The 20,011-nt window shown below is 70.5% G+C and carries 14 protein-coding genes; 6 read left to right on the top strand and 8 right to left on the bottom strand.

The genetic code is table 11. The features are described from left to right. Positions 1-192 precede the first annotated feature (192 nt). Positions 193-4,818 carry a proline dehydrogenase family protein gene (locus tag F8O03_RS11660; protein WP_151423983.1) on the bottom strand — a complete coding sequence of 1,542 codons (4,626 nt, stop codon included), beginning with the start codon at positions 4,816-4,818 and terminating at the stop codon, positions 193-195. Positions 4,819-4,937: 119 nt separating this feature from the next. Here F8O03_RS11660 and F8O03_RS11655 point away from each other — a divergent pair, with 119 nt between their 5' ends. The 3 genes from F8O03_RS11655 (at position 4,938) to F8O03_RS11645 (ending at position 8,483) form a co-directional block, all read left to right on the top strand. After that, on the top strand, positions 4,938-5,891 hold the full coding sequence (locus tag F8O03_RS11655; protein WP_151423982.1) for an L-lactate dehydrogenase: 954 nt from the start codon (positions 4,938-4,940) through the stop codon (positions 5,889-5,891). 101 nt (positions 5,892-5,992) lie between these two features. Then, positions 5,993-6,685 carry a membrane protein YczE gene (gene yczE, locus F8O03_RS11650; protein ID WP_208851853.1) on the top strand — a complete coding sequence of 231 codons (693 nt, stop codon included), beginning with the start codon at positions 5,993-5,995 and terminating at the stop codon, positions 6,683-6,685. A gap of 169 nt (positions 6,686-6,854) precedes the next feature. Next, a complete protein-coding gene (locus F8O03_RS11645; protein ID WP_151423981.1) occupies positions 6,855-8,483 on the top strand; it encodes an amino acid permease in 1,629 nt (542 codons plus the stop codon). 221 nt (positions 8,484-8,704) lie between these two features. Here the strand turns inward: F8O03_RS11645 and F8O03_RS11640 are convergent, their stop codons facing one another. After that, positions 8,705-9,664, bottom strand: coding sequence for a carbohydrate kinase family protein (locus F8O03_RS11640; protein ID WP_167516553.1), 960 nt, complete (start codon positions 9,662-9,664; stop codon positions 8,705-8,707). A gap of 68 nt (positions 9,665-9,732) precedes the next feature. On the opposite strand from F8O03_RS11640, the gene F8O03_RS11635 reads away from it, so the two are divergent. The 3 genes from F8O03_RS11635 to F8O03_RS11625 all read left to right on the top strand — a co-directional run bounded on the left by F8O03_RS11635 (position 9,733) and on the right by F8O03_RS11625 (position 12,674). After that, positions 9,733-10,092, top strand: coding sequence for a hypothetical protein (locus tag F8O03_RS11635; RefSeq protein ID WP_151423980.1), 360 nt, complete (start codon positions 9,733-9,735; stop codon positions 10,090-10,092). Between the two features lie 152 nt (positions 10,093-10,244). Further along, on the top strand, positions 10,245-11,420 hold the full coding sequence (locus F8O03_RS11630) for an SLC13 family permease (RefSeq protein ID WP_151423979.1): 1,176 nt from the start codon (positions 10,245-10,247) through the stop codon (positions 11,418-11,420). A gap of 267 nt (positions 11,421-11,687) precedes the next feature. Beyond that, positions 11,688-12,674 carry a Gfo/Idh/MocA family protein gene (locus F8O03_RS11625; RefSeq protein WP_151423978.1) on the top strand — a complete coding sequence of 329 codons (987 nt, stop codon included), beginning with the start codon at positions 11,688-11,690 and terminating at the stop codon, positions 12,672-12,674. A 23-nt stretch (positions 12,675-12,697) separates the two neighbouring features. Here F8O03_RS11625 and F8O03_RS11620 read toward each other — a convergent pair whose 3' ends face one another. Genes F8O03_RS11620 through F8O03_RS11595 form a run of 6 tightly spaced genes read right to left on the bottom strand, consistent with a single transcriptional unit; the run spans position 12,698 to position 19,910 of the window. Further along, positions 12,698-13,678 carry an ornithine cyclodeaminase family protein gene (locus F8O03_RS11620; protein ID WP_151423977.1) on the bottom strand — a complete coding sequence of 327 codons (981 nt, stop codon included), beginning with the start codon at positions 13,676-13,678 and terminating at the stop codon, positions 12,698-12,700. Beyond that, positions 13,675-14,889 carry an amidohydrolase family protein gene (locus F8O03_RS11615; protein WP_244296210.1) on the bottom strand — a complete coding sequence of 405 codons (1,215 nt, stop codon included), beginning with the start codon at positions 14,887-14,889 and terminating at the stop codon, positions 13,675-13,677. The genes F8O03_RS11620 and F8O03_RS11615 overlap by 4 nt, the downstream gene beginning before the upstream one ends. Then, entirely contained in the window at positions 14,886-16,424 is a 1,539-nt protein-coding gene (locus F8O03_RS11610) for an ABC transporter substrate-binding protein (protein WP_151423976.1), read from the bottom strand. Before F8O03_RS11610 ends, F8O03_RS11615 begins: the two co-directional genes overlap by 4 nt. A gap of 56 nt (positions 16,425-16,480) precedes the next feature. Further along, on the bottom strand, positions 16,481-18,109 hold the full coding sequence (locus F8O03_RS11605) for a dipeptide ABC transporter ATP-binding protein (protein ID WP_151423975.1): 1,629 nt from the start codon (positions 18,107-18,109) through the stop codon (positions 16,481-16,483). After that, on the bottom strand, positions 18,106-18,996 hold the full coding sequence (locus tag F8O03_RS11600) for an ABC transporter permease (protein WP_151423974.1): 891 nt from the start codon (positions 18,994-18,996) through the stop codon (positions 18,106-18,108). Before F8O03_RS11600 ends, F8O03_RS11605 begins: the two co-directional genes overlap by 4 nt. Beyond that, positions 18,993-19,910, bottom strand: coding sequence for an ABC transporter permease (locus F8O03_RS11595; RefSeq protein WP_167516552.1), 918 nt, complete (start codon positions 19,908-19,910; stop codon positions 18,993-18,995). The genes F8O03_RS11600 and F8O03_RS11595 overlap by 4 nt, the downstream gene beginning before the upstream one ends. Positions 19,911-20,011: the final 101 nt, after the last annotated feature.

The following is a 20,011-nucleotide window of genomic DNA, read 5'->3' as shown; positions in this document are numbered from 1 at the left end:
GCGCGCACATGCTCTGCACGCCACTGCCGGCGTGCCCTCATCACACGAAGCGCTGCCTCGGCGCTGCTTCTGCGCCATCCGCCCATCTCCTGACCAACATCAGTGCAGAATCCTCTGCTGAAACCTTCCAACCGCAATTCCTGCTCGAAATCGCACTGATGTTGGACAGCACTCCCGGGGCTCCTGAGTGCACTACCCGCGGGACTTGATAGGCCCCTGCGTGATGGGCGCGTCCGGGTCGATGGTCTGCTCGTACGGGAAGAGCTGCTGCATGCGCGGATCGGGGTGCCCGTTCCGGTGTGCGGTGATGGAGATCGCCTGTTCGCGCAGGAACGGGAGCGCCTCGATGCGACCGGCGGGCGTGACCTCGTCCGACCAGATGGAGATGTCCGGGTCACCCTGGAGGGCGTCGCAGAACTCGCGCCGCTTGCCGCCGATGAGGCGCACGCGCAGCGTCTCGATGCCGCCGGTGCGGGCGCGCTCGGCGAACTCCGCGTCGGTCTCACGCTGCACGGTCAGGCCCTGCGCGTGCAGCTCGGCGAGCACCGCATCCGGCACCTCGACGCCTGAGGTGACGAGCGGTTTCGAACGCACGATGCGGGCGGCGACGATGACGCGGATGAGGTCGGCGAGCGTTGCGTCCTCGGCCGCGCGGATCGTCGCGCGCGCTGGGATGTACCGCATGAGGTTGCGCTCGAACTTCAGGTTGGAGACGTCGGAGACCTCGCCGAACTCCTCGTTCCAGGCGATCTGGTCGCTGAGGGATGCGCGGCGGAGGCGGTCGAAGGTCTCGTAGTCCATGAAGGGTGCCGCCGACTCGATGAGCGCCGTCGCCTGCTCGTCGATGCCGCGCAGGTGGAGGGTCTGGGACTGCTCGCCATGGTTCGGGCGCCACGCGCCGAGGGAGAGCAGCGAGTTGGGGCCCCCGAACTTCGTGGCAGTTCCGACCATGGAGCGGAGCCAGCCGCCGAACGGCTGCCGCTGAGGCGTGTTGCCGAGGATGTCCCGGTTCACGTAGAGGTTGCCGGCCTCGACGCGCCGCAGCCATTCGGCGATCTCGGTGCGGTCGAGCGAGTGGATGCCAGCTGTCAGCCCGTACTGGGTCGAGTTCTGCAGGCGGATGGCCTCGTCGAGGGTGTGCGTGTGCATGACGCTCAGCACTGGGCCGAAGAACTCGGTGACGTGCTGGTAGCTGCCCGGCTTGACGCCGACGCGGATGCCGGGCGACCAGAGGCGACCGGTGTCGTCAAGCTGGCGCGGCTCGACGAGCCACGATTCGCCCTCGCCGAGGGAGGTGAGCGCGAAGCGCAGCTGCGAGTCGGGCGGGGACACGAGCGGGCCGACGACGGCACCCGGGTCGCTCGGGTAGCCGATGCGCAGCGATGCGACGGCGTCGGCGAGCTGCTCGTGGAAGCGCTTCGAGCGTGCCACGGAGCCGACGAGGATGACCGTGCCGGCGTGACCGGGGCGCTGCCCCGCGCTGAGGAACGCGCTGCGGGCGACATCGAGGGCGGCCCGGTCGAGATCAGCGCTCGGCGTGATGATCATGGAGTTCTTGCCGCTCGTCGCGGCGATGAGCGGCAGGTCGGGGCGCCACCGCAGGAACGATCGCGCCGTCTCCCAGTTGCCGCTGAGCAGCACCCGCTGCACGCGGTCGTCGGTGATGAGCATCTGTCCGAGCTGCTCGTCCGAGAGGAGGCTCTCGTCGCAGATCGCGAGCTGCACGAGGTCGCGCGGGATGTCCGCATCCCACAGCACCTCGGCGAAGACGGCCGCCGTGCGGCGCGTTCGGGGGGAGGGCTTCAGGACGACCGCGCTGCCGGCCGCGAGCGCCTGCGCCGTGTGCCCCGCGCTGCCGGCGACGGCGGGCACCCAGGATGGGGTGACGACGGTCACGGCGACGGGTTCGAAGTCGGCGCCCTGCATGCGGTCGAGCTGGCGAGCGAGGTGCGCGTAGTAGTTGGCGAGGTCGATGCAGCGGCTCACGTCGGCATCCACGTCGGGGAGTGGGGTCCCCGTCTCGGAGACGGCCACCTCGATGAGGCGCGCCCGGTTCGCTTCGAGCGCCTTCGCCACCTTCTCGAGCACGGCCGCCCGCTCCCAGCCCGGCTTCTGCGCCCAGGGTTCGGCTGCGCGCTCGGCGCGCGAGAGCAGCGCGTCCACGTCGTCCGGTTCGTGCAGCAGGTGCCGCTCGACCTCGTCGATGCCGAGTTCGCTGCGAGGCACTCGTCGCTGGATGGAGAGGAGCCAGTCGCGGTTGCTGGCGAGCGACGGATCGGTGCCTGGCGCGTTGCGGAACGTGTTGCGCAGCAGGCGGCCGCGCTTCAGCCCGAGCACGACTTCGGTGAGGCGTGGGCTCGGCCCGGTGTCCGCCGGGTTCTCGGTGACCTCTTCTTCGTCGTCGATGACGGGCTTCGAGGCCGGCTTCAGCTTCTTCACGCGCGCCGGCCGTTCCGCCGCGGGCTCCTCGTCCTCGAAGAGGCCATCGGGGAAGAGCTCGAGCTGGATGCTCGCGGTCACGGTGGCGGCGTCGTCGGCGAGCACGCGGTCCTGCTCGCGGTTCGGGCCCGAGTCGATCTGCCGCATGCGGGCGGTGGCGCTGAGGAGTCGTTCGTCGTCTGGATGCACGGCGTCGGCGCCCACGCCTGGCGTGACGGCGGCCGTCGCGGATGCCGCGTCGGCCGGCTCCGCGCCGAGCTGCCTGGCCCGCACGTCGACCCGATGCTGCAGGTAGCTGGCCGCGTGGCGCTGCGTGGTTCCGTCGACGACGGGGGTGCGTTCGACGAGTTCGACGCCGGCCGAGCGGATGCGCGCGAGGGTCGCGTCGTCTGCCGAGCGAGGAACGACGACCCTGACCGGTTTCGGCAGTCCTCGCGCGTTCGCGATGGCGGCGGCGAGTGCCACGTCTCGGCGCGCATCCGCCTCGACCTCGACCCGGAACGCGGCGACGTGGTCGATCGCGAGCGCCTCGTCGAGGAGGCGCGCGAAGTTGGCGTCGACGTCGGCGTCGGATGCGTAGGTCGCGAGGCGCCAGCCGTTGATGACGGCGTCGGCGCGCTCGAGCTCGTGGTTCGCGTCGCGGGTGATCGCGACCGTGATGTCGGAGCCGAGGTCCTCGCGGCGCATGTGCGCCCATCCGCCGATGCGGCGGAGCAGGCCGGTCGTCTCAGGGAACTGGGCTGGCAGCGAGATGCCGACGTGGAGGCCGCGCAGCTCCTCCTGCTCGAAGGCGCGCATGAAGGCCTGCACGGTAAGCTCGAGGTCGGTTGACGACTGAGCTCGCAGCATGAGCAGTGGCGGCGTCTGCGCGGTGAGGGCCGCCCGGCCGAGTGCGGAGAGCTTGAAGACGACGCGCTCGAGCGTTCCGTCGAAGTCCCAGAGGGCTGGCTGCGCTTCGATGTCGACGACGCGCAGCTCGACCTCGCGGATCTGGCCGGCGGCGAGCAGCTGCGTGTAGGTCTCGAGCCGCGCGTTGGAGGCGCGCTCCCCGAGGACCTCGTCGCCGAGCAGGCGGATGCGGGGGACGGCCCCTCGGGACGCGGCCCGCTCGACTGCGGCCGAGATGTCGGCTGGCGCGTTCCTGACGGTGTCCTCACCGAAGAACGCTGCCGTCGCCCGGCGCATGAGGGGCACCGCGAGCCACGGCACTCCCGGGCCGGCGAAGGCGCCCAGCTGGAACACGCGCTTCGTGCCGGTCGAGAGGCTCGCGGGGAGCTTGGGGGCGAGGTCGCCGAGGCCGTTGCCGGCCGCGATCGCGTCGTCCGGGCGGATGACCTCGTCGATGAGGGAGCGGAGGAACACCTCGCCGTCCGGCCCGCTGAGCACACGGTCGAGTTCGGAGGTCGTGTCGGCGCGCCGCTTCGCGCGGGAGCTCGAGGCGGCCTCGACCGCGGCGGCCCGCTTCGCGTCGGCGTCGGCCACCTGCTCGCGCCAGCCGCGGAGCAGGGCGAGCGCCGCGGGGAGCGCTTCGGAGACGGGGACGTCCCGCAGCTGCGTCACGACCGGCATCGCGGCGGTCGGCGGGGCCGCGTCGGCGGGAGCCCGGGGCGTCGTCTGGCCGGATTGCGCGCCGGAGGCTGTCACTTGCGGTGCGGATGCGCCGTCCCCGTCGCGACCAGGACCGGCGGGCCCGGCGTCGCGGTCCCCGGTCGCCGTGCGGCCTTCCGCCCGGAGCGCCGCGACGATGGAGTCGTCGACGGCGACGGTCTGGTCTGGACGCGGGGCGGCGACCCGTCCGGCGTCTCGGTTTCCCGTCGCCGTTCGCCCCTCGGCTCGGAGCGCGCTCACGATCGAGTCGTCGACGGCGACGGTCTCGTTCGAGGGTTCGCGGGACGTCTCACTGCCCGCCGGCGTCTCGACGTCGCCCGCGTTCGCATCTGCGGACATGCCAGCAGCCGAAGCGCCAGTGTTTGCAGCATCAGTGTTTGCCGCATCAGTGACGGAAGCGTCATCGGTCGAGCCATCGATCTCGCCTGCAGAGCCGTCGAGAACAGCGTCGTCAGCAGCGGCTTCGTCGGCAACAGCTTCGTCAGCAGCCGAGTCGCCAGCAGCACCGTCGACCGTCGCATCGCCAGCATCGTCTGCCGCATCGCCAGCATCCGCGCCGCCGTCGCGCTTCGCGAGCACCTGCTTCACGAAGTCAGCGCGCTGCACTCGCCTCGCGTCGACCTCCTCGAGTCCGCGCGCGCGCCGATCGGTGCCACCGCGGCCACCAGCCGCGCCCCCAGCCGTCGAGGCGGCGCCGCCGGCCGATCCGCTCGCTGGAGGAGTCGCGCCGTCGTGCCGTGATTCTTCACTTGATTCCGACGGGATGCGCATGCGAACGAGCGTAACCAGCGCACCTTCAGCGCAACCCGAGCCGCGCCGCGACACGCCGCAGCGATCAGGCCAGCGCCCATACGATCAGAGGGTTGCTGATCTTCCCGAAAGGAAGCACCATGCCCGTGCAGAAGCAGTCGAAGGTCGCGATCGTGGGGGCTGGCAGCGTCGGCACCTCGCTGGCGTACGCGTGCCTCATCCGTGGCGTCGCCCGAGAGATCACTCTCTACGACATCGACACGAAGAAGGTCGAAGCGGAGGTGCTCGACCTCGCGCACGGCACCCAGTTCACGGGTTCGAGCATCATGACCGGCTCCAGCGACATCACGACCGTCGCGGGCGCCGACGTCGTCATCATCACGGCGGGCGCCAAGCAGAAGCCGGGGCAGACCCGCCTCGACCTGGTCGGCGTGAACGTCGGCATCCTCGAGTCGCTCATGCCGCAGCTCGTGGAGCTCGCCCCCAACGCCGTGTTCGTGCTCGTCACCAACCCGTGCGACGTGCTCACGGTCGTCGCCCAGCGCATCTCCGGCCTCCCGCCCGGCCGCGTCATCTCCTCCGGAACGGTGCTCGACACCTCCCGCCTGCGCTGGATCATCGCGAAGCTCGCGGGCGGTCTCGCGCCGACGAGCGTGCACGCCACCATCGTCGGCGAGCACGGCGACAGCGAGTTCGCGCTGTGGTCGCAGGCCACGATCGGCCCCATCCCCATCCTCGACTGGGAGCGCGACGGCGAGCGCCCCTTCACCGAGGAGACCCTCGAGAGCATCACCAACGACGTGCGCACGGCCGCCTACAAGGTCATCGAGGGCAAGGGCGCCACGAACTACGCGATCGGCCTCTCCGGAGCCCGCATCGCCGAGGCCATCGTCAACGACGAGCACGCCATCATGCCCGTCTCCACACTCCTGCAGGGGCAGTGGGGCATCGACGACGTCGCCATCTCGACGCCCGTGATCGTGGGCGCCAACGGCGTCGAGCGCATCCTCGACACCCCGATGTCACCGAGCGAGCTCGAGAAGTTCCTCGCGTCCGCCGAGGAGATCCGCTCGACGGTGCGCTCCGTCAGCTAGAACCGCTTCGCCAGCCGCGAGCAACGCGGGCGCGGCCGCACCCATCCACTGTTCCCGAGTGGACCGCGATGCCCCCGCACGCGAAGGGCTTAGATAAGCGGATGCGCTCCATCGTCCGCCTGCCCCGTCGCGCCACGCAGCTCGTCGTCGGCATCGTCCTCTACGGCCTCGCCATCGCGATGATCGTGCGGGGCGAGCTCGGAGTCTCCCCCTGGGACGTGCTGACGCTCGGCATCCAGGTGCAGTCGGGGCTGCCGTTCGGGCTCATCACGGTGCTCATCAGCGTCGTCGTGCTCCTCATCTGGATCCCCCTCCGTCAGCGGCCGGGGTTCGGCACGCTCTTCAACGCGCTCTTCGTCGGGCCCTGCGCCGACCTGGGCCTCTGGCTCATTCCAGAGGGCCTCGATCTCTGGTGGCGCATCCTCCTGCTGGCCGGGGGCATCCTGACGCTGGGCCTCGCGACGGGCCTCTACATCGGCGCGCTCTTCGGGCCGGGGCCGCGCGACGGCCTCATGACGGGCCTGCACCGCGTCACGGGCTGGCGCATCTGGATCGTGCGCACGAGCCTCGAAGTCATCGTGCTCGCCATCGGGTGGATGCTCGGCGGCGACGTCGGCATCGGCACCGTCGCGTTCGCGCTGCTCATCGGCCCCCTCTGCGGCGTCACGATCCGCTGGTTCACGGTCGACATCGGCAGCGCGGCCGAAACCGAGACGACAGCCGAGCGGGATGTGCGCGGCAGCGTCGAACCGAGCGACCCGGACACCGTCCCAGGAGACTCCCCCGCAAGCTGAGCGCATCAGTCCCGTGTCACTTATGAACACAAGGCGAACGGGACCCGCGGCGCCCCCTACCCTTGCTCGGTACCGACCTCGAGGCGCCCAGCGCGTTCCTCCCTCACGTGCTGACTCTTCAGCGAACGCGCGACGCCCGGGGTTCCCTTCACCAGGAGAAACGTGATCCATGACGTCCCCAAGCGCTGACGGCCAGATTCCAGAGGGTGCCGCCGCACCCCACACCGAGGCCGTCTTCACCGAGAAGGGCCGCGACCTGAGCGAACGCGGCCACCAGTCCCGCCGCGGCCCAGCCGTCGAGCAGGGCGAGGCCCTCGCCAACACGCTCAAGCCGCGCCACCTGTCGATGATCGCCCTCGGCGGCGTCATCGGCGCCGGCCTGCTCGTCGCCTCAAGCACCGCGATCCTCGCGGCAGGCCCCGCCGTCATCCTCGCCTACGCCCTCGCCGGGGTCGTCGTCGTGCTCGTCATGCGGATGCTCGGCGAGATGGCCTCCATCTCGCCCGAGACCGGCTCGTTCTCCGCCTACGCGACGCGCTTCATCGGGCCATGGGCCGGCCTCTCCATCGGCTGGCTGTACTGGTGGTTCTGGGTGGTCGTCGTCGGCATCGAAGCCACCGCCGCCGCCGTCATCATCAGCGGCTGGCTGCCCGAGGTTCCCCAGTGGATCCCGGCGCTCATCATCACCCTCGTGTTCCTCATCGCGAACCTCATCAGCGTGAAGTCGTTCGGCGAGTTCGAGTTCTGGTTCGCGTCGATCAAGATCGTCTCGATCATCATCTTCATCATCGTCGGCGCGCTCCTCATCGCGCACGTCATCCCCAACAACACGGCCACGTTCGGCAACCTCGCGCCTGCCGACGGCGGCTTCGCCCCGTTCGGCGTCGCCGGCATCCTCGCCGCGCTCCTCCCCGTCATCTTCTCGATGTTCGGCGCCGAGGTCGCGACCATCGCGGCCGGCGAGTCCGAGCAGCCAGCCCAGGCGGTGCGCAAGGCCGTGAACTCGGTCGTGTGGCGCATCCTGCTCTTCTACATCGGCTCGATCCTCGTGGTCCTCATCGTGCTGCCCTGGGACCAGATCACGGCAGGCGTGAGCCCGTTCGTCACGATGCTGAACGCCGCCGGCATCGGCTGGGCAGCCCTTGCGATGGACATCATCGTGCTCTCCGCGCTGCTCTCCACTCTCAACGCGTCGCTCTACACCGCGTCCCGCATGGCCTTCTCCCTGTCGCGCCGCGGTGAGGCGCCGAAGGCGTTCCGGAAGGTCTCGAAGCGCGGCACCCCGTACGTCGCGATCCTCGCATCCGCCGTCGTCGGCCTGCTCTCGGTCGTGCTCAACTACACGACCCCCGAGTACGTGTTCTCGTTCCTCGTCAACTCGACCGGCGCCGTCGCGATCTTCGTGTGGATCGTCATCGCCGTCTCCCAGCTGCGCTCGCGCCGCATCCTCGCGGAAGACGCCGTCGCCGCCGGCGAGGACCCGAACGCGACCACGAAGGGCGCCATCCGCATGTGGGGCTTCCCGTGGCTCACCTGGGTGGTCATCGTCGCCCTGTCAGCGCTGCTCATCTACATGTTCTTCGCGGGCGAGACGCGCCTCATCGAGGTCACGACGAGCTTCATCATCGCGGGGATCTCGATCGTCGCGGGTGTGGTCGTGCAGCGCAAGCAGAAGCGCGAGCGCGCGGCGGCGGCCGTGGCTCCCGCGTCAGGCACGGGCACGGGCACGGGCACGGGCACGGTTTCCACGGCCCCGGCCCCCGGCTCCGATCCGACTTCGACACCCTCGACGAAGTAGTTTTCTCCCCCTCCCCGGTTTCCGGATGGGTTCCTCGCTTCGGGATGGGTTGCTAGGCATCCCGAAGCGAGAAACCCATCCCGAGTCGACGCGGTCGGCCCGGATTGGCCGGAACGGCCCGCCGCGTGGTTCTTGCGACTCGGGATGGAATAGTCGCTTCGTTGCGGGAAGTTCCCCAGCACGAAGCGACTTTTCCATCCCGAGGCCGCCGGGAGGCCGAGCTACGCGTCGACGGCGGGCGGCAGGTCGTCGTCCGCGGCGAGGAAGCTTCCCGTGACGCGCACCGTGGCGGCCGCGACGGTCATCGCCCGCTGCAGCACTCGGCGCGCATCCGCCGCCTCGTGCGGCACCCCGCCCTGGGCGATGGAGGCGACCGCGGTCGCGAAGACCGCGTCACCGGCCCCCATCGTGTCGACGATCTCACCTGGCAGCTCGACGATCGGCTCGGCCACGTCGATGCCGGCCCGGTTGACCCATCTCCCGCCGCGCGTGCCCTCGGTGGCGAGCACGTGGGTGGCTCCGAGGTCGAGCATGTCGCTGGTCGCCTCGTCGAGGGGCGCTTCGAAGAGCAGGTCGGCGTCGTTGTCGGAGAGGTGCGCGAAGAGGGCGCTGGACACGTGCCGCTCGAAGTTGTCGAGGAACGCGGCTGGGTCCTCGACGAGCCCGAGGCGCGGGTTCGGGTCGAGGAGCAGGCGCTCCTGTGGGCGGATCACGGCCTCGAGGAGGCGCCTGTGCTGCTTCTTGTCGTCGAACGCGAAGCCGGAGATCGCGACGAACGGCGCCGCGCGGATGAGCGCAACCTGCTCGTCGTCGAAGCGGATGCGTCGGGCCCGGGCCGCGTCGTCGAATGTGTAGAGGGGCTCCCCGTCAGCCGGTTCGCCGATCGCTCGCCCCGTGCCCGCGAGCGACACGGACGGCGCGAACTGGATGCCCCGCTTCCGCAGGTGGTCGCGGATGCGGAGCCCGTCCGGGTCGTCGCCGATGCTCGCGATGAGGGCGACTGGCACGCGCAGCCGCGCGAGAGCCATGGTGACGTTGAGCGCCGAACCGCTCACGTAGCTGCGGCGCGTGAGGCCGCCGCGCGCCTCCGTCTCCTGCAGTTCCGTGACGATGGCGTCGCCGATGACCACAACGGGCGCGTCTGAGGTGGGGCGGGCCTTCGCTGTGGGTTTGCTGCTCATGTCCCCGATTGTGCCTTGCATGGATGGACCCTGACTGTCTGTTCGAAGTGCACGCTTATCCTCGTTGCATGTCCACTCCAGCTACCAGCCGAGAGGCAGCGCACGTGCTGCTCGACGCCGTCTCCGTCACGGAGGTGTCGCCCGATGCAGCGGCGCTCGCCTACGAGCGACTCGTCGAAGTCGGCGCTTTTGTCGTGCAGGTCGAGCAGGGGCAAGGGCTGGACTCCGACGGCGACCCGGATGCCGAGCCTCCCGCTGACGGCGGCCCCAACCAGGTGAAGGTCAACATCGAGCTGTCGAACCTGCTGCACGCCAACTACATGACCCTCGACTGGCTCATCGAGGAGCTCGCCCACGCCCGCGACACGACACGCGACGACATCATCATCGCGCTCCGCGAGCACCTGGACAGCGTCGCCGCCAAGTAGCTGCTACCCGGTTCGGCGGCGAAGGGTGAGCGAGCCCAGGATCAGCGCGCCGACCGCGAACGCCCGTCTCGCGGAAGAGCTCCGGCGGGTGGTGTCCGCGAGGAGCGAGCGCCGACATTCGCACCGCGCCGCGGGCCTAAACTTGCTCAGCCATGGCCGAGTCCCCCGCGTCCCGCGTCGTCCCTCTCATCGCCACCGCCGTGCTCGTCATCGCGGCGGTCGTCGTCGCGGCCACCGGCCTGCTGCCGGCGCCAGAGCTGCTGGAGCTCGGCGAGCGGGTGGTGCCCGTGCTCGCGTTCGTCGTCGCCATCACGATCGTGGCGGAGCTGGCGAGCGAGGCCGGAGTCTTCTCGGCGCTCGCCGACCGGCTCGCGAGGCTCGGACGTGGGCGTCTGTGGATGCTGTGGATGCTCGTGCTCCTGCTCGCCGTCGTGAGCACCGCCTTCCTCTCTCTCGACACGACCGCGGTGCTCGTCACCCCGGTGGTCGTGCTGCTCGCCGTGCACGTCGGAGTCTCGCCCATCCCATTCGCGCTCGCGACCGTGTGGCTCGCGAACACCGCATCCCTCTTCCTGCCCGTCTCGAACCTCACGAGCCTGCTCGCCGCTCGGTCGTTCGACGGCGGGCCGCTCCAGTTCCTCGCGCTGACATGGGCTCCGGCACTCGTCGGCGTGGTCGCGAGCGCCGCCATTCTCTCGTTCGTCTTCCGCCGCCAGCTCGACCGCCGGTACCGCATGCCGACGCCCGCGAGCATCCCGGATCGGCCGCTGCTCATCTTCTCGTCGATCATCACGGCCCTGCTGCTGCCGCTGCTCGTCTCCGGTGTCGAGGTGGCGATCCCCGCGGGCGCGGCCGCTCTGCTGCTCATCGCCGCGTTCGCGACGCGTCGGCGGGATGCGCTGCGCTTCGGCCTCGTGCCGTGGCAGGCGCTCGGCATCGCCGGGTCGCTGTTCGTGCTCGTCGAGGCCGCCCACGCGCACGGGCTGAGCGAGCTACTCGCCGCCGTCTCGGGACGCGGCGACGACCCGCTCAGCCTCCTGCAGCTGGCCGCGATCGGCGCCGCGAGCGCCAACGGCATCAACAACCTGCCCGCCTACCTCGCCCTCGAACCAGTCGCCGACAGTCCTGCTCGATTGGTCGCGCTGCTCATCGGCGTCAACCTCGGCCCCCTCGTCACGCCATGGGCCTCGCTCGCGACGCTGCTCTGGCACGAGCGTCTCGTGTCGCTCGGCGTGACGATCTCCTGGATGCGCTTCGTGGCGCTCGGGCTCGTGGGGGTCGCGATCATCGTGCCCCTCGCGACGCTGGCCCTCGCCGCGACGTTGTGAGCGCGTGCGTGACAGGCCGGTCCTCCTCCCTGAACGACCGCCCCATCCACACGAGAACTGCCGGTTCGTGGCGCAAGGAAGATGCTTCTGCCGTGTGGACGTGCTGGTGACACCGGCATCGAGCGCAACTCTTCCGCGCGGGTGACGCGCAGGTGCGGGCCCGCCTGCACCAGAACGGCGGCATCGAGTGCGGGATCGATGCCGCCCCGCTCGGGCCGGTCGATCCAGAACCGCACCGCGATGCACCGGCTCGGGTAGGTTCGCGTCATGCAGAAGACCAGGTGGGCCATCCTCGGGCCGGGCGCTATCGCGGAGTCGTTCGCGACCTGGCTGCCCAGCTCGGAACACGGCGAGCTGCGGGCCGTCGCGAGCCGCGACGCCGAGCGGGCGTCCGCCTTCGCTGCCCGTTACGGGGCGGCGGTCTCGGGCACCTACGCCGAGGTCCTGGCCCGCGACGACATCGACGCCGTCTACGTGGCCACCGTGCACACGACCCACGCGGAGCTCGCGATCGCCGCCCTCGAAGCCGGCAAGGCGGTGCTGTGCGAGAAGCCACTGGCCCCGAGCGCCGCCGAGACGGAGCGGGTCCTCGCCGCTGCCGAACGCGCCGGCCTGCCCGTCGTGGAGGCCTACAAGCACCGCTTCAGCCCGCTTGCCCGTGCCATCGACCGCCGACTGAAGTGGAGGCAGGTCACCGCGCCCCTGCACGTGCACGCCCAGTTCGGCTTCGCGGCTGGCAGCAGAGACGGCCGCCTCTTCGACCCGCAGCTCGCGGGCGGAGCGATCTTCGACGTGGGCGGCTACCCCGTCTCCTTCGCCGTCGGCGCCGCAGCGTCGGCCGGCATCGCGCTTCCGGAGCTGCACCTCGCGAACCCGCACGGGCGCATCGAGGGCGACGTCGACGTCTACTCCTCAGCCAGCATCGAGGCGCACGGTTTCGCCGCCTTCGTCGAATGCTCCATCGACACCCAGCTCACGAAGCGAGCCGACATCGTCGGAGATGGCGGCTGGATCACCCTCGAGAACGCCTTCGGCGACCGCGACCTGTCGCCGAACGTGCTCAGCCACATCCACGAGGGGCAGAGGCACCGCATCGAGGTGGCGCAGGTGCACCCCTTCGCGGCCGAGGCGGATGCGGTCTCGCGCGCCCTCAGCGAGGGTCGCCTCGAGTCACGCGCCATGCCGTGGGAGCAGACGCGCACGGTCGCGCGCCTCCTGGACGCCTGGCACGCTGGCGTGATGGCGACCGGCTGACAGCCAGCCAGCCGCCTCAGCCTTCAGGCGTTGAGATCGAGCTCGATCCCCACGCCCCGCGAGCGCGCCTCGCGCACCAGGAGGTCCGCGATCGCCAGGTCCTGAGCGCCGATGCCGACGGAGTCGAACAGCGTGATCTGCTCGGCGCTCGTCCGACCCGGTCGCAGCCCAGCCAGCACCTCGCCGAGCGTCCCGACGACGTCGTCGAGGGTGAGCGCACCCTCGGCCACCGCGAGCATGAGGTCTCCCGACTTCGTGCGTGCGGTCGCCAGGTCATCCACCCACACGGACGCGCGCGACATGGTCAGCGCATCCACCTCGCGCTCGTCGGGTCGCGGCCTGGCACCGACCACGTTGAGGTGCTGCCCGGGGCGCAACCACTCGCCCCGCACGATCGGGCTGACCGATGGCGTGAGCGTGCACACCGTGTCCGCCTGTTCGAAGACCCTGTCGCACGCGTCGACGACCTCGATGGCACCCGGCCAGTCGAGCGTCTCCGCGAGCGCGACGGCCCGCTCGCTGGTCCGCGACCAGATGACGAGGCGATCCCAGTCTCGTAGGCCGCGAAGCGCCTCGACGTGCTCCCGAGCGAGCCCGCCCGCGCCCACGAGGCCGAGGACGCGGCTGTCGTCGCGGGCCAGCGCGCGAGTCGCCACCGCACTCGCGGCGGCCGTCCGCACACGAGTGGGGACCCCTCCGTGCAGCAGCGCGACCGGGGCGCCGATCTCCCGGTCGAGCACGGTGATCATCGAACGCTGCGTGGGCAGCCCCCTGGCCAAGTTGTCGGGCACGTCGGCGAGCAGCTTCACCGCGGCAGTACCGGTGGCCTCCGAGAGCGCAGACATGAGCACGTAGCGGCCGGTGCCAGCATCCGTCTTCATGGAGGTGGGTGGCGGCTGGTCTGCGGCCCCGCGGGCGATCTCCGCGAAGATCCGCGCCACCGCGAGCTCAGTTGCCGACCTGTCGATCAGCTCCTCGAGTTGCGACGCGGTCAGCACGATCACGCGGGACCCACGAGCTCGAGGGCGTCGGCGACGACAACCCCGCCGAAGACGACGGTGCGGTCCGGGAGTCGGTCCATGACCGCACTGGTCACGGTCTCGCCCGCGATGAGCTGGAGGTCTGCGCGGTCGCCGACCGAGACGCCGGGGCGGTCGAGGGACCCCTGCAGCGCCGGGGAGGTACCCAGCACGGAGCGGCCGCCGACCGTCGCGATGGCCATGCAGTGCTCGATGTCCTCGTCACGCCGGAAGCCGTTCGTGAAGGCCAGCTGCCAGGTGCGATCCAGCATGTCGGCGTTGCCGTACGGCGACCAGTAGTCGCGCTGGCCGTCCTCGCCGAGGCCGACCCGGATGCCGTGCTCGGCCAGCAGCAGCGTCGGCAGCGGCTTGGCCGGCGCGATCGTCGCCCAGGCGATGTCGAGCTCAGCGAACTGCTCGACCAGGGGAAGAAGCTGCTCGCGGGGCAGCTCGGCGAGCCCGTATCCGTGCGAGATGGTCACCCGCCCGGTCATGCCGAGCGCGCGGGTGCGTTCCACGATGAGCTCGGCCGAGAACCGGGCCAGCTGGTCGGGCTCGTGCAGGTGGATGTCGATAGGCGCGTCGTAGCGCTCGGCGAGCCCGAAGACCAGGTCGAGGTGCCTGGCCGGGTCGCGGTCGAGCTGGCACGGATCGATGCCGCCGACCACGTCCGCCCCGGAGCGCATGGCTTCCTCGAGGAGCTCGAACGAGCCCTCCTCGCGAAGCAGACCGGCCTGGGGGAAGGCGATCACCTCGACGGTGGCGCGTTCACGGTGCCGCTCCTTGGCGGCGAGCACCGCCTCGAGCCGCTCGAGCCGCGCATCCACATCCACCTGCGCGTAGCTCCGTGCGCTTGTGGTGCCGTGGGCGATCATGCGCGCCAGGGTGCCGCTCGTGCGCTCCTCCATGGGCACTTCGGCCTCGCGCCAGTTGACTCGGTCGTTGAGCATCATGCCCCACACCCCGGGGCGGCCCGTGTGCGGCCGGAACGGGAGGCCGATTCGGGTGGAGTCGAGGTGCACGTGCACGTCAGCGAAGGAGGGGAGCAGGATGCGACCGCGACCGTCGATCACCGTCTCGCCCGCCTCCGGCGTCGTGCCGGTCGGCAGGATGGCGGCGATCTTCCCTTCCTTCAGCCGGACGTCGGCCGGTTCCCCACCCCAGGGGCGGACGTCTCGGAGCAGCGCGGCGCTCAACGGAAGCTCGTCTGCGTGAAGTCGAAGAGGCCGTCGGCGCGGGGCGTCCACTCGAGGTCGGGGTCGGCGGCGTAGTTGTTCATGGGCACGTAGAGCGGCACGAAGTATCCCTGTTCGTTGCTGTAGTTGAGGAGCTCGGCGAAGACGTCCAGGCGCTCATCACCGGTGACCGCGCGCTGTTCGGCCGCGAGCTCGGCCGTGCGCGGGTCCTGCGCGTAGTTGTTGTTGCCCGCGGTCTCGTAGAAGTCGGTCAGCGGCAGGTCGCCGTCGACCGTCGAGGGCGCCCAGGTGTTGAGGTAGATGCCCTGCATCTCCTTGCTGCGGATCTTGAGCGTGTGGGCCTGCTGGTCGGCGCCGCGCAGCTCGACAGTGATGCCGACCTCGGCGAGTGACGCCTGAATGGTCTGCGCGACCTCTGACGAGAGGGGGATGCGGCCGTCGGTCGCGTAGTCGAAGGGGATCGACTCGCCGGCGTAGCCGGCCTCCGCGAGCAGCTCGCGGGCCCGCTCCTGGTTGAAGCCCGGGTCGGTCACGTCGTCACTGTAGCCCTCGACGGCGGGCGCGAGCATGGCGCTTGCTGGCTCAGCGAGGCCCCCGAGGAGGCCCCCGGTGATGGCGTCCTTGTCGATGGCCAGGGCGATGGCCTCCCGGATGCGCACGTCGGTGAGCACGCCGCTCGTGGAGTTGACGCCGAGGAAGACGACGCCGTTCGACAGGGCAGAGAACACCTGCGCCGCCCCCTGCCCATCGACCGAGGAGACCTGGGTGGGTCCGATGGGCGCGACGTCGAGGCTGCCGGAGAGCACGCCGTTGACGCGCGACTCGTCCGAGGAGACGGGCTGCAGTGAGATCTGCTCGATGGCGGGTGCCTCTCCCCAGTAGTCGTCGTTGCGCGCCAGGTCGTAGGTGACCCCGGTCTGGATGCTCTCGAACACGTACGGGCCTGACCCGATGGGATCCTGGGCGAAGGCGTCGGCACCGACTTCCTGGTACGTGTCGGCGGGTACGACCGAGATCAGCGACGTGTTTCGCGGGAACGCCGAGAACGGGGAATTGAGGGTGAAGCGCACGGTGAGCTCGTCGACGGCCTCGACCGACGAGACGGAGCTGAGGTACGCGAAGTTCTCACCGGTCGGGTCATCGAGGATCGTCTGGTAGGAGAAGGCCACGTCCTCGGCGGTGATCGCCTCGCCGTTGCTTGCCGTGACCCCTTCGCGCAGGGTGAAGTCCCACTGCGTGAGGTCGTCGTTGGGTGTCCACTCGGTGGCGAGCTTCGGTGCCAGCTCGCCGTCGGCGGTGATCGCCACGAGCTGGTCGAAGGTGTGGAAGAACACGGAGAGCACGACGAGGGCGCCGGAGCGGATCGGGTCCATCGAGGTCGGGTCGGTGGGGATGGCGGCGACGATCCTGGTGGGCGTCTCGCCTTCTGCGCTGGCTTCGTCGAAGCCGCCGGCGCAGCTGGTGAGCAGGAGGGTGCCGGTGGCGGCGAGTGCACCGGTCGCGAGCAGGCGACGTCGGCGGGCGTGCTTGGGCATGAGGTTCCTCTGATTCGGGGGGAAGGGGTGCGGTGCGGAGGGGTCAGGCGGAGAGGTCAGGAGACGGGGAGCGGGTGCGCGCCACGGCGCGCACCGTCGAGGCGAGGCACAGCGTCGAGGAGCTGGCGAGTGAACGGATGCTTCGGGGAGGTGAAGATCTCGACGGTCGAGGCCTCTTCGACCACACGCCCCTCCTGCATGACGACCACACGGTCTGCGATGCTGCGCACGACGCCGAGGTCGTGCGAGATGAAGAGGTAGCCCAGTCCGTGCTCGCGCTGCAGTCCGTCGAGCAGCTCGAGCACCTGCGCCTGGATCGACACGTCGAGCGCCGAGACCGGTTCGTCGAGCACCAGCAGCCGTGGGCGCAGGGCCAGAGCGCGCGCGATGCCGACGCGCTGGCGCTGGCCGCCGGAGAGCTGAGCGGGGAGGCGTCCGGCGTGCTGTTCGTCGAGGCCGACGTCGGCGAGCAGACGGCTCACTGTGCTGCGGTCGTAGGCGTGCCGGATGCGCAGGGGCTCGGCCACCAGGTCGTGCACGGTGAGTCGAGGGTCGAGGGCTGAGTACGGGTCCTGGAAGACGATCTGCGCGCGTTCGCGCTCCGCCGCGCTGCGCGCCGCGAGCTCGTTGTGGACGGCGACGCCGCCGAGCTCGATGGTGCCCTCCGAGGCGGGTTGCACGCCGAGCACGGCCTTGGCCAGCGACGACTTCCCGCATCCCGATTCCCCGACGACGGCGACGGTCTCGCCCGCGGCGATGCGCAGGGAGACCCCGTCGACGGCTCGGACGGGCTGCCGACGGCCGTGCACGCGGTACTCGACGACGACTCGGTCGGCGACCAGCGCGTCCGGCTCACCGGGACGAACGGCGCTCTCAGCGCGCTCGCTCTCGGCGGGGATGGCCGACATGAGGCGCTTGGTGTAGTCCTCGGCGGGGTGGTCGAGCACCGACCGCGTCGCCCCGGTCTCGACGACGCGGCCGTGGTGCATGACGGCGAGCCGGTCGCTGTTCTCGGCGACCAGGCCGAGGTCGTGGGTGATCAGCACGAGCGCGGAACCCGTGCGCTCACGCACTTCGGCGAGCAGGTCCATGACCTGCGCCTGCACGGTCACGTCGAGCGCCGTGGTGGGCTCGTCGGCGATCAGGAGGAGCGGATCGTGGGCGATCGCCATCGCGATCATGGCCCGCTGTCGCATTCCGCCAGACCACTGGTGGGGCCTGGTGGCCGCACGCCCCGCCGCATCCCGGACGCCGACGGCGGTCAGCAGCTCCACGGCGCGCTCGCGGGCCGCGCGGCGGCTCATGGGCTGGTGGACCCGCACGGCGGCGGCGACCTGTGCGCCGACCGCGCGCAGCGGGTCGAGCGACGACATGGGGTCTTGGAACACCATGGCGGCGGTCCGTCCGCGCAGTCCTCGGAGCTCCCGCTCGCCCATCCAGACGTCGGCCTGCGTGTCGACGAGGACCTTGTCGTCGAGCAGGATGCGGCCGGCCGCGATTCGGGTGCCGGCGGGGAGGAGCCCGAGTGCGGCGAGCACTGTCAGGCTCTTGCCAGAGCCAGACTCCCCCACCACCCCGAGCGACTCGCCCCGGTCGACCTGGAGTGAGACGCCGTCGACCAGCGCGCGTGGCGCCTCGTCCGTGGTCTCGATCCGCAGATCCTCGATGCGCAGGACCGACTTCATCGCATGCCTCCCTTCCGCAGCAGCGAGCCGCGGGTCTCCGCTGTGAACTGCTGGCTGAGGAACTGCGCGCCGCCGACGGCGAGCAGCATGACGATGCCAGGCAGGAGCGACAGCCACGGGTCGCTGCCGAGGTGCCGCTGGCCGTCGAAGATCATGCCGCCCCAGCTCGGCACCGGTGGCTGCACGCCGAGCCCGAGGTACTCGAGGGAAGAGGTGATGAGCACGATCGTCGCGAGGTCGGTGGCCGCGATGATGAGCGTGTGCGGCCAGATGTTCGGCACGATGTGCCGGGTCAGCACCCAGAGGGTGTCACCGCCCTGGGTGAGCGGCGAGACGACGAAGTCCTGTCGACGCAGCGACGCGGCGACGTTGCGCGTGACCCGTGCGTACCCGACCCACCAGGTGCAGCCGAGCACCAGTATCGTGAGCCCGGCGCTCGGACGCAGGACCGCGCAGATGGCGATGAGCAGCAGCACGACCGGCATGGCCAGCGTCACGTTGCTGAGCAGGGTCACGAGCGCCTCGAGGCGCCCACTGAAGTAGCCCGCGAGGATGCCGATGGTGCTGCCGATGAGCGCGTTCATCACCACGATGAGCGCGGTCATGCCGAGCGTCACCGCCGAAGCGAGCGCGATGCGGTCGAGGAGGTCTCGGCCGAGGGCGTCCGTGCCGAGGGGGTGCGCGGAATCGGTGAAGGGAGGCAGCATCGCTGCCCGCAGGTCCTGCCCCATCGGGTCGAACCCGGGCAGCAGGGGCACGGCGGCCGTGAGGAGCAGCACCGAGCCGATCATGATCGCCCCGACCACGGCGCCGGGTCGCAGTCGCGGGCGGCGGGGTACAGGGGTGACGGTCGGGAGTTGGGTGATCGGGGTTACCTGAGCGGTCATGCGGCGGCCGTCCTCGTGTCGATTCGGCGGACGAGCACGTCCACCGCGGTGTTGACGATGACAAAGGCGAGCGCGACGAAGACGAGGCCCGCTTGGACGATCGGGAAGTCGCGCTGGCTCACGGCAGCGGTCAGGAGCTGGCCGAGTCCCGGCCACGCGAACACGACCTCGACCACCACGGTGCCGCCGAGCAGCCCGCCCAGGTTCAGGCCGGCCATGCCGAGCACCGGCAGGGCCGCGTTCGGCAGCATGCGAGTGAAGAGCACCGTCGAGCGGCGCTGCCCCTGGGCGATGGCGGTGCGCACGTAATCCTGCCCCGCCTGCTCGCTGAGCGACGCGTCCAGCAGGCGCAGGTACATGACGAACTGCCCCGTGGCGAGCGTGAGCACGGGCAGCACGAGGCTCGCGTAGCTGTTGCGGCCGAGCGAGGGCAGGGCGCCGAGCAGCACGGAGAAGACGAGCACGAGGAGCAGCGCGAAGAAGAAGTCGGGCACCGACTGTCGGAGGGCGCCGGCCCAGCCCACGACAGCGCGCAGTGTGCGGCTGCCGGTGAGCTGGATCGCCAGCGCCGCGGCGACCGCCAGCACCAGCCCGATGACGAAGGCCCAGAAGGCCAGTTCGAGAGTCGCGGGGACACGTTCGAGGACGAGCCCGAGCGCCGATTCGTGCAGTCTGTACGAGTTGCCGAAGTCGCCCGTGAAGAGCCCTGCGAGGGTGTCGAGGTACTGCACGATGAGGGGGCGGTCGAAGCCGAGCGCGGTGTTGAGCGCATCGACCTCGGCCTGCGTCGCGTTGTCGGGCAGCAGCAGCGCACCGGGTTCACCGGTGGCGCGGCCGAGCGCGAAAGCGATGGTCACCACGGCGAGCACGGTGGCGACGGCGAGGGCCAGTCGGCGGGCGATAAACAGGAGCACGCTGGTGACGCTATGCGACCGCCTCCACGCTTCGGGGCGAAGTAACACGCTCGTCACACAGTTCTTACGCTGACGTCATTTCTGCATACCAAACCTCGCAT

This window comes from Pseudoclavibacter terrae (assembly GCF_008831075.1).
Classification (GTDB): domain Bacteria; phylum Actinomycetota; class Actinomycetes; order Actinomycetales; family Microbacteriaceae; genus Pseudoclavibacter; species Pseudoclavibacter terrae.
The sequence above is the reverse complement of the archived record's forward strand: the minus strand, read 5'-3'. Positions and strand labels throughout refer to the sequence as shown.

What these genes read in the sequence shown, in the direction of transcription:
- F8O03_RS11625 (WP_151423978.1), top strand. Translation starts at nt 11,688, where the DNA reads ATGCAGAAGACCAGGTGGGCCATCCTCGGGCCGGGCGCTATCGCGGAG.
- F8O03_RS11660 (WP_151423983.1), bottom strand. Translation starts at nt 4,818, where the DNA reads ATGCGCATCCCGTCGGAATCAAGTGAAGAATCACGGCACGACGGCGCG.
- F8O03_RS11600 (WP_151423974.1), bottom strand. Translation starts at nt 18,996, where the DNA reads ATGACCGCTCAGGTAACCCCGATCACCCAACTCCCGACCGTCACCCCT.
- F8O03_RS11645 (WP_151423981.1), top strand. Translation starts at nt 6,855, where the DNA reads ATGACGTCCCCAAGCGCTGACGGCCAGATTCCAGAGGGTGCCGCCGCA.
- F8O03_RS11610 (WP_151423976.1), bottom strand. Translation starts at nt 16,424, where the DNA reads ATGCCCAAGCACGCCCGCCGACGTCGCCTGCTCGCGACCGGTGCACTC.
- F8O03_RS11630 (WP_151423979.1), top strand. Translation starts at nt 10,245, where the DNA reads ATGGCCGAGTCCCCCGCGTCCCGCGTCGTCCCTCTCATCGCCACCGCC.
- F8O03_RS11635 (WP_151423980.1), top strand. Translation starts at nt 9,733, where the DNA reads ATGTCCACTCCAGCTACCAGCCGAGAGGCAGCGCACGTGCTGCTCGAC.
- F8O03_RS11640 (WP_167516553.1), bottom strand. Translation starts at nt 9,664, where the DNA reads ATGAGCAGCAAACCCACAGCGAAGGCCCGCCCCACCTCAGACGCGCCC.
- yczE (WP_208851853.1), top strand. Translation starts at nt 5,993, where the DNA reads ATGCGCTCCATCGTCCGCCTGCCCCGTCGCGCCACGCAGCTCGTCGTC.
- F8O03_RS11605 (WP_151423975.1), bottom strand. Translation starts at nt 18,109, where the DNA reads ATGAAGTCGGTCCTGCGCATCGAGGATCTGCGGATCGAGACCACGGAC.
- F8O03_RS11655 (WP_151423982.1), top strand. Translation starts at nt 4,938, where the DNA reads ATGCCCGTGCAGAAGCAGTCGAAGGTCGCGATCGTGGGGGCTGGCAGC.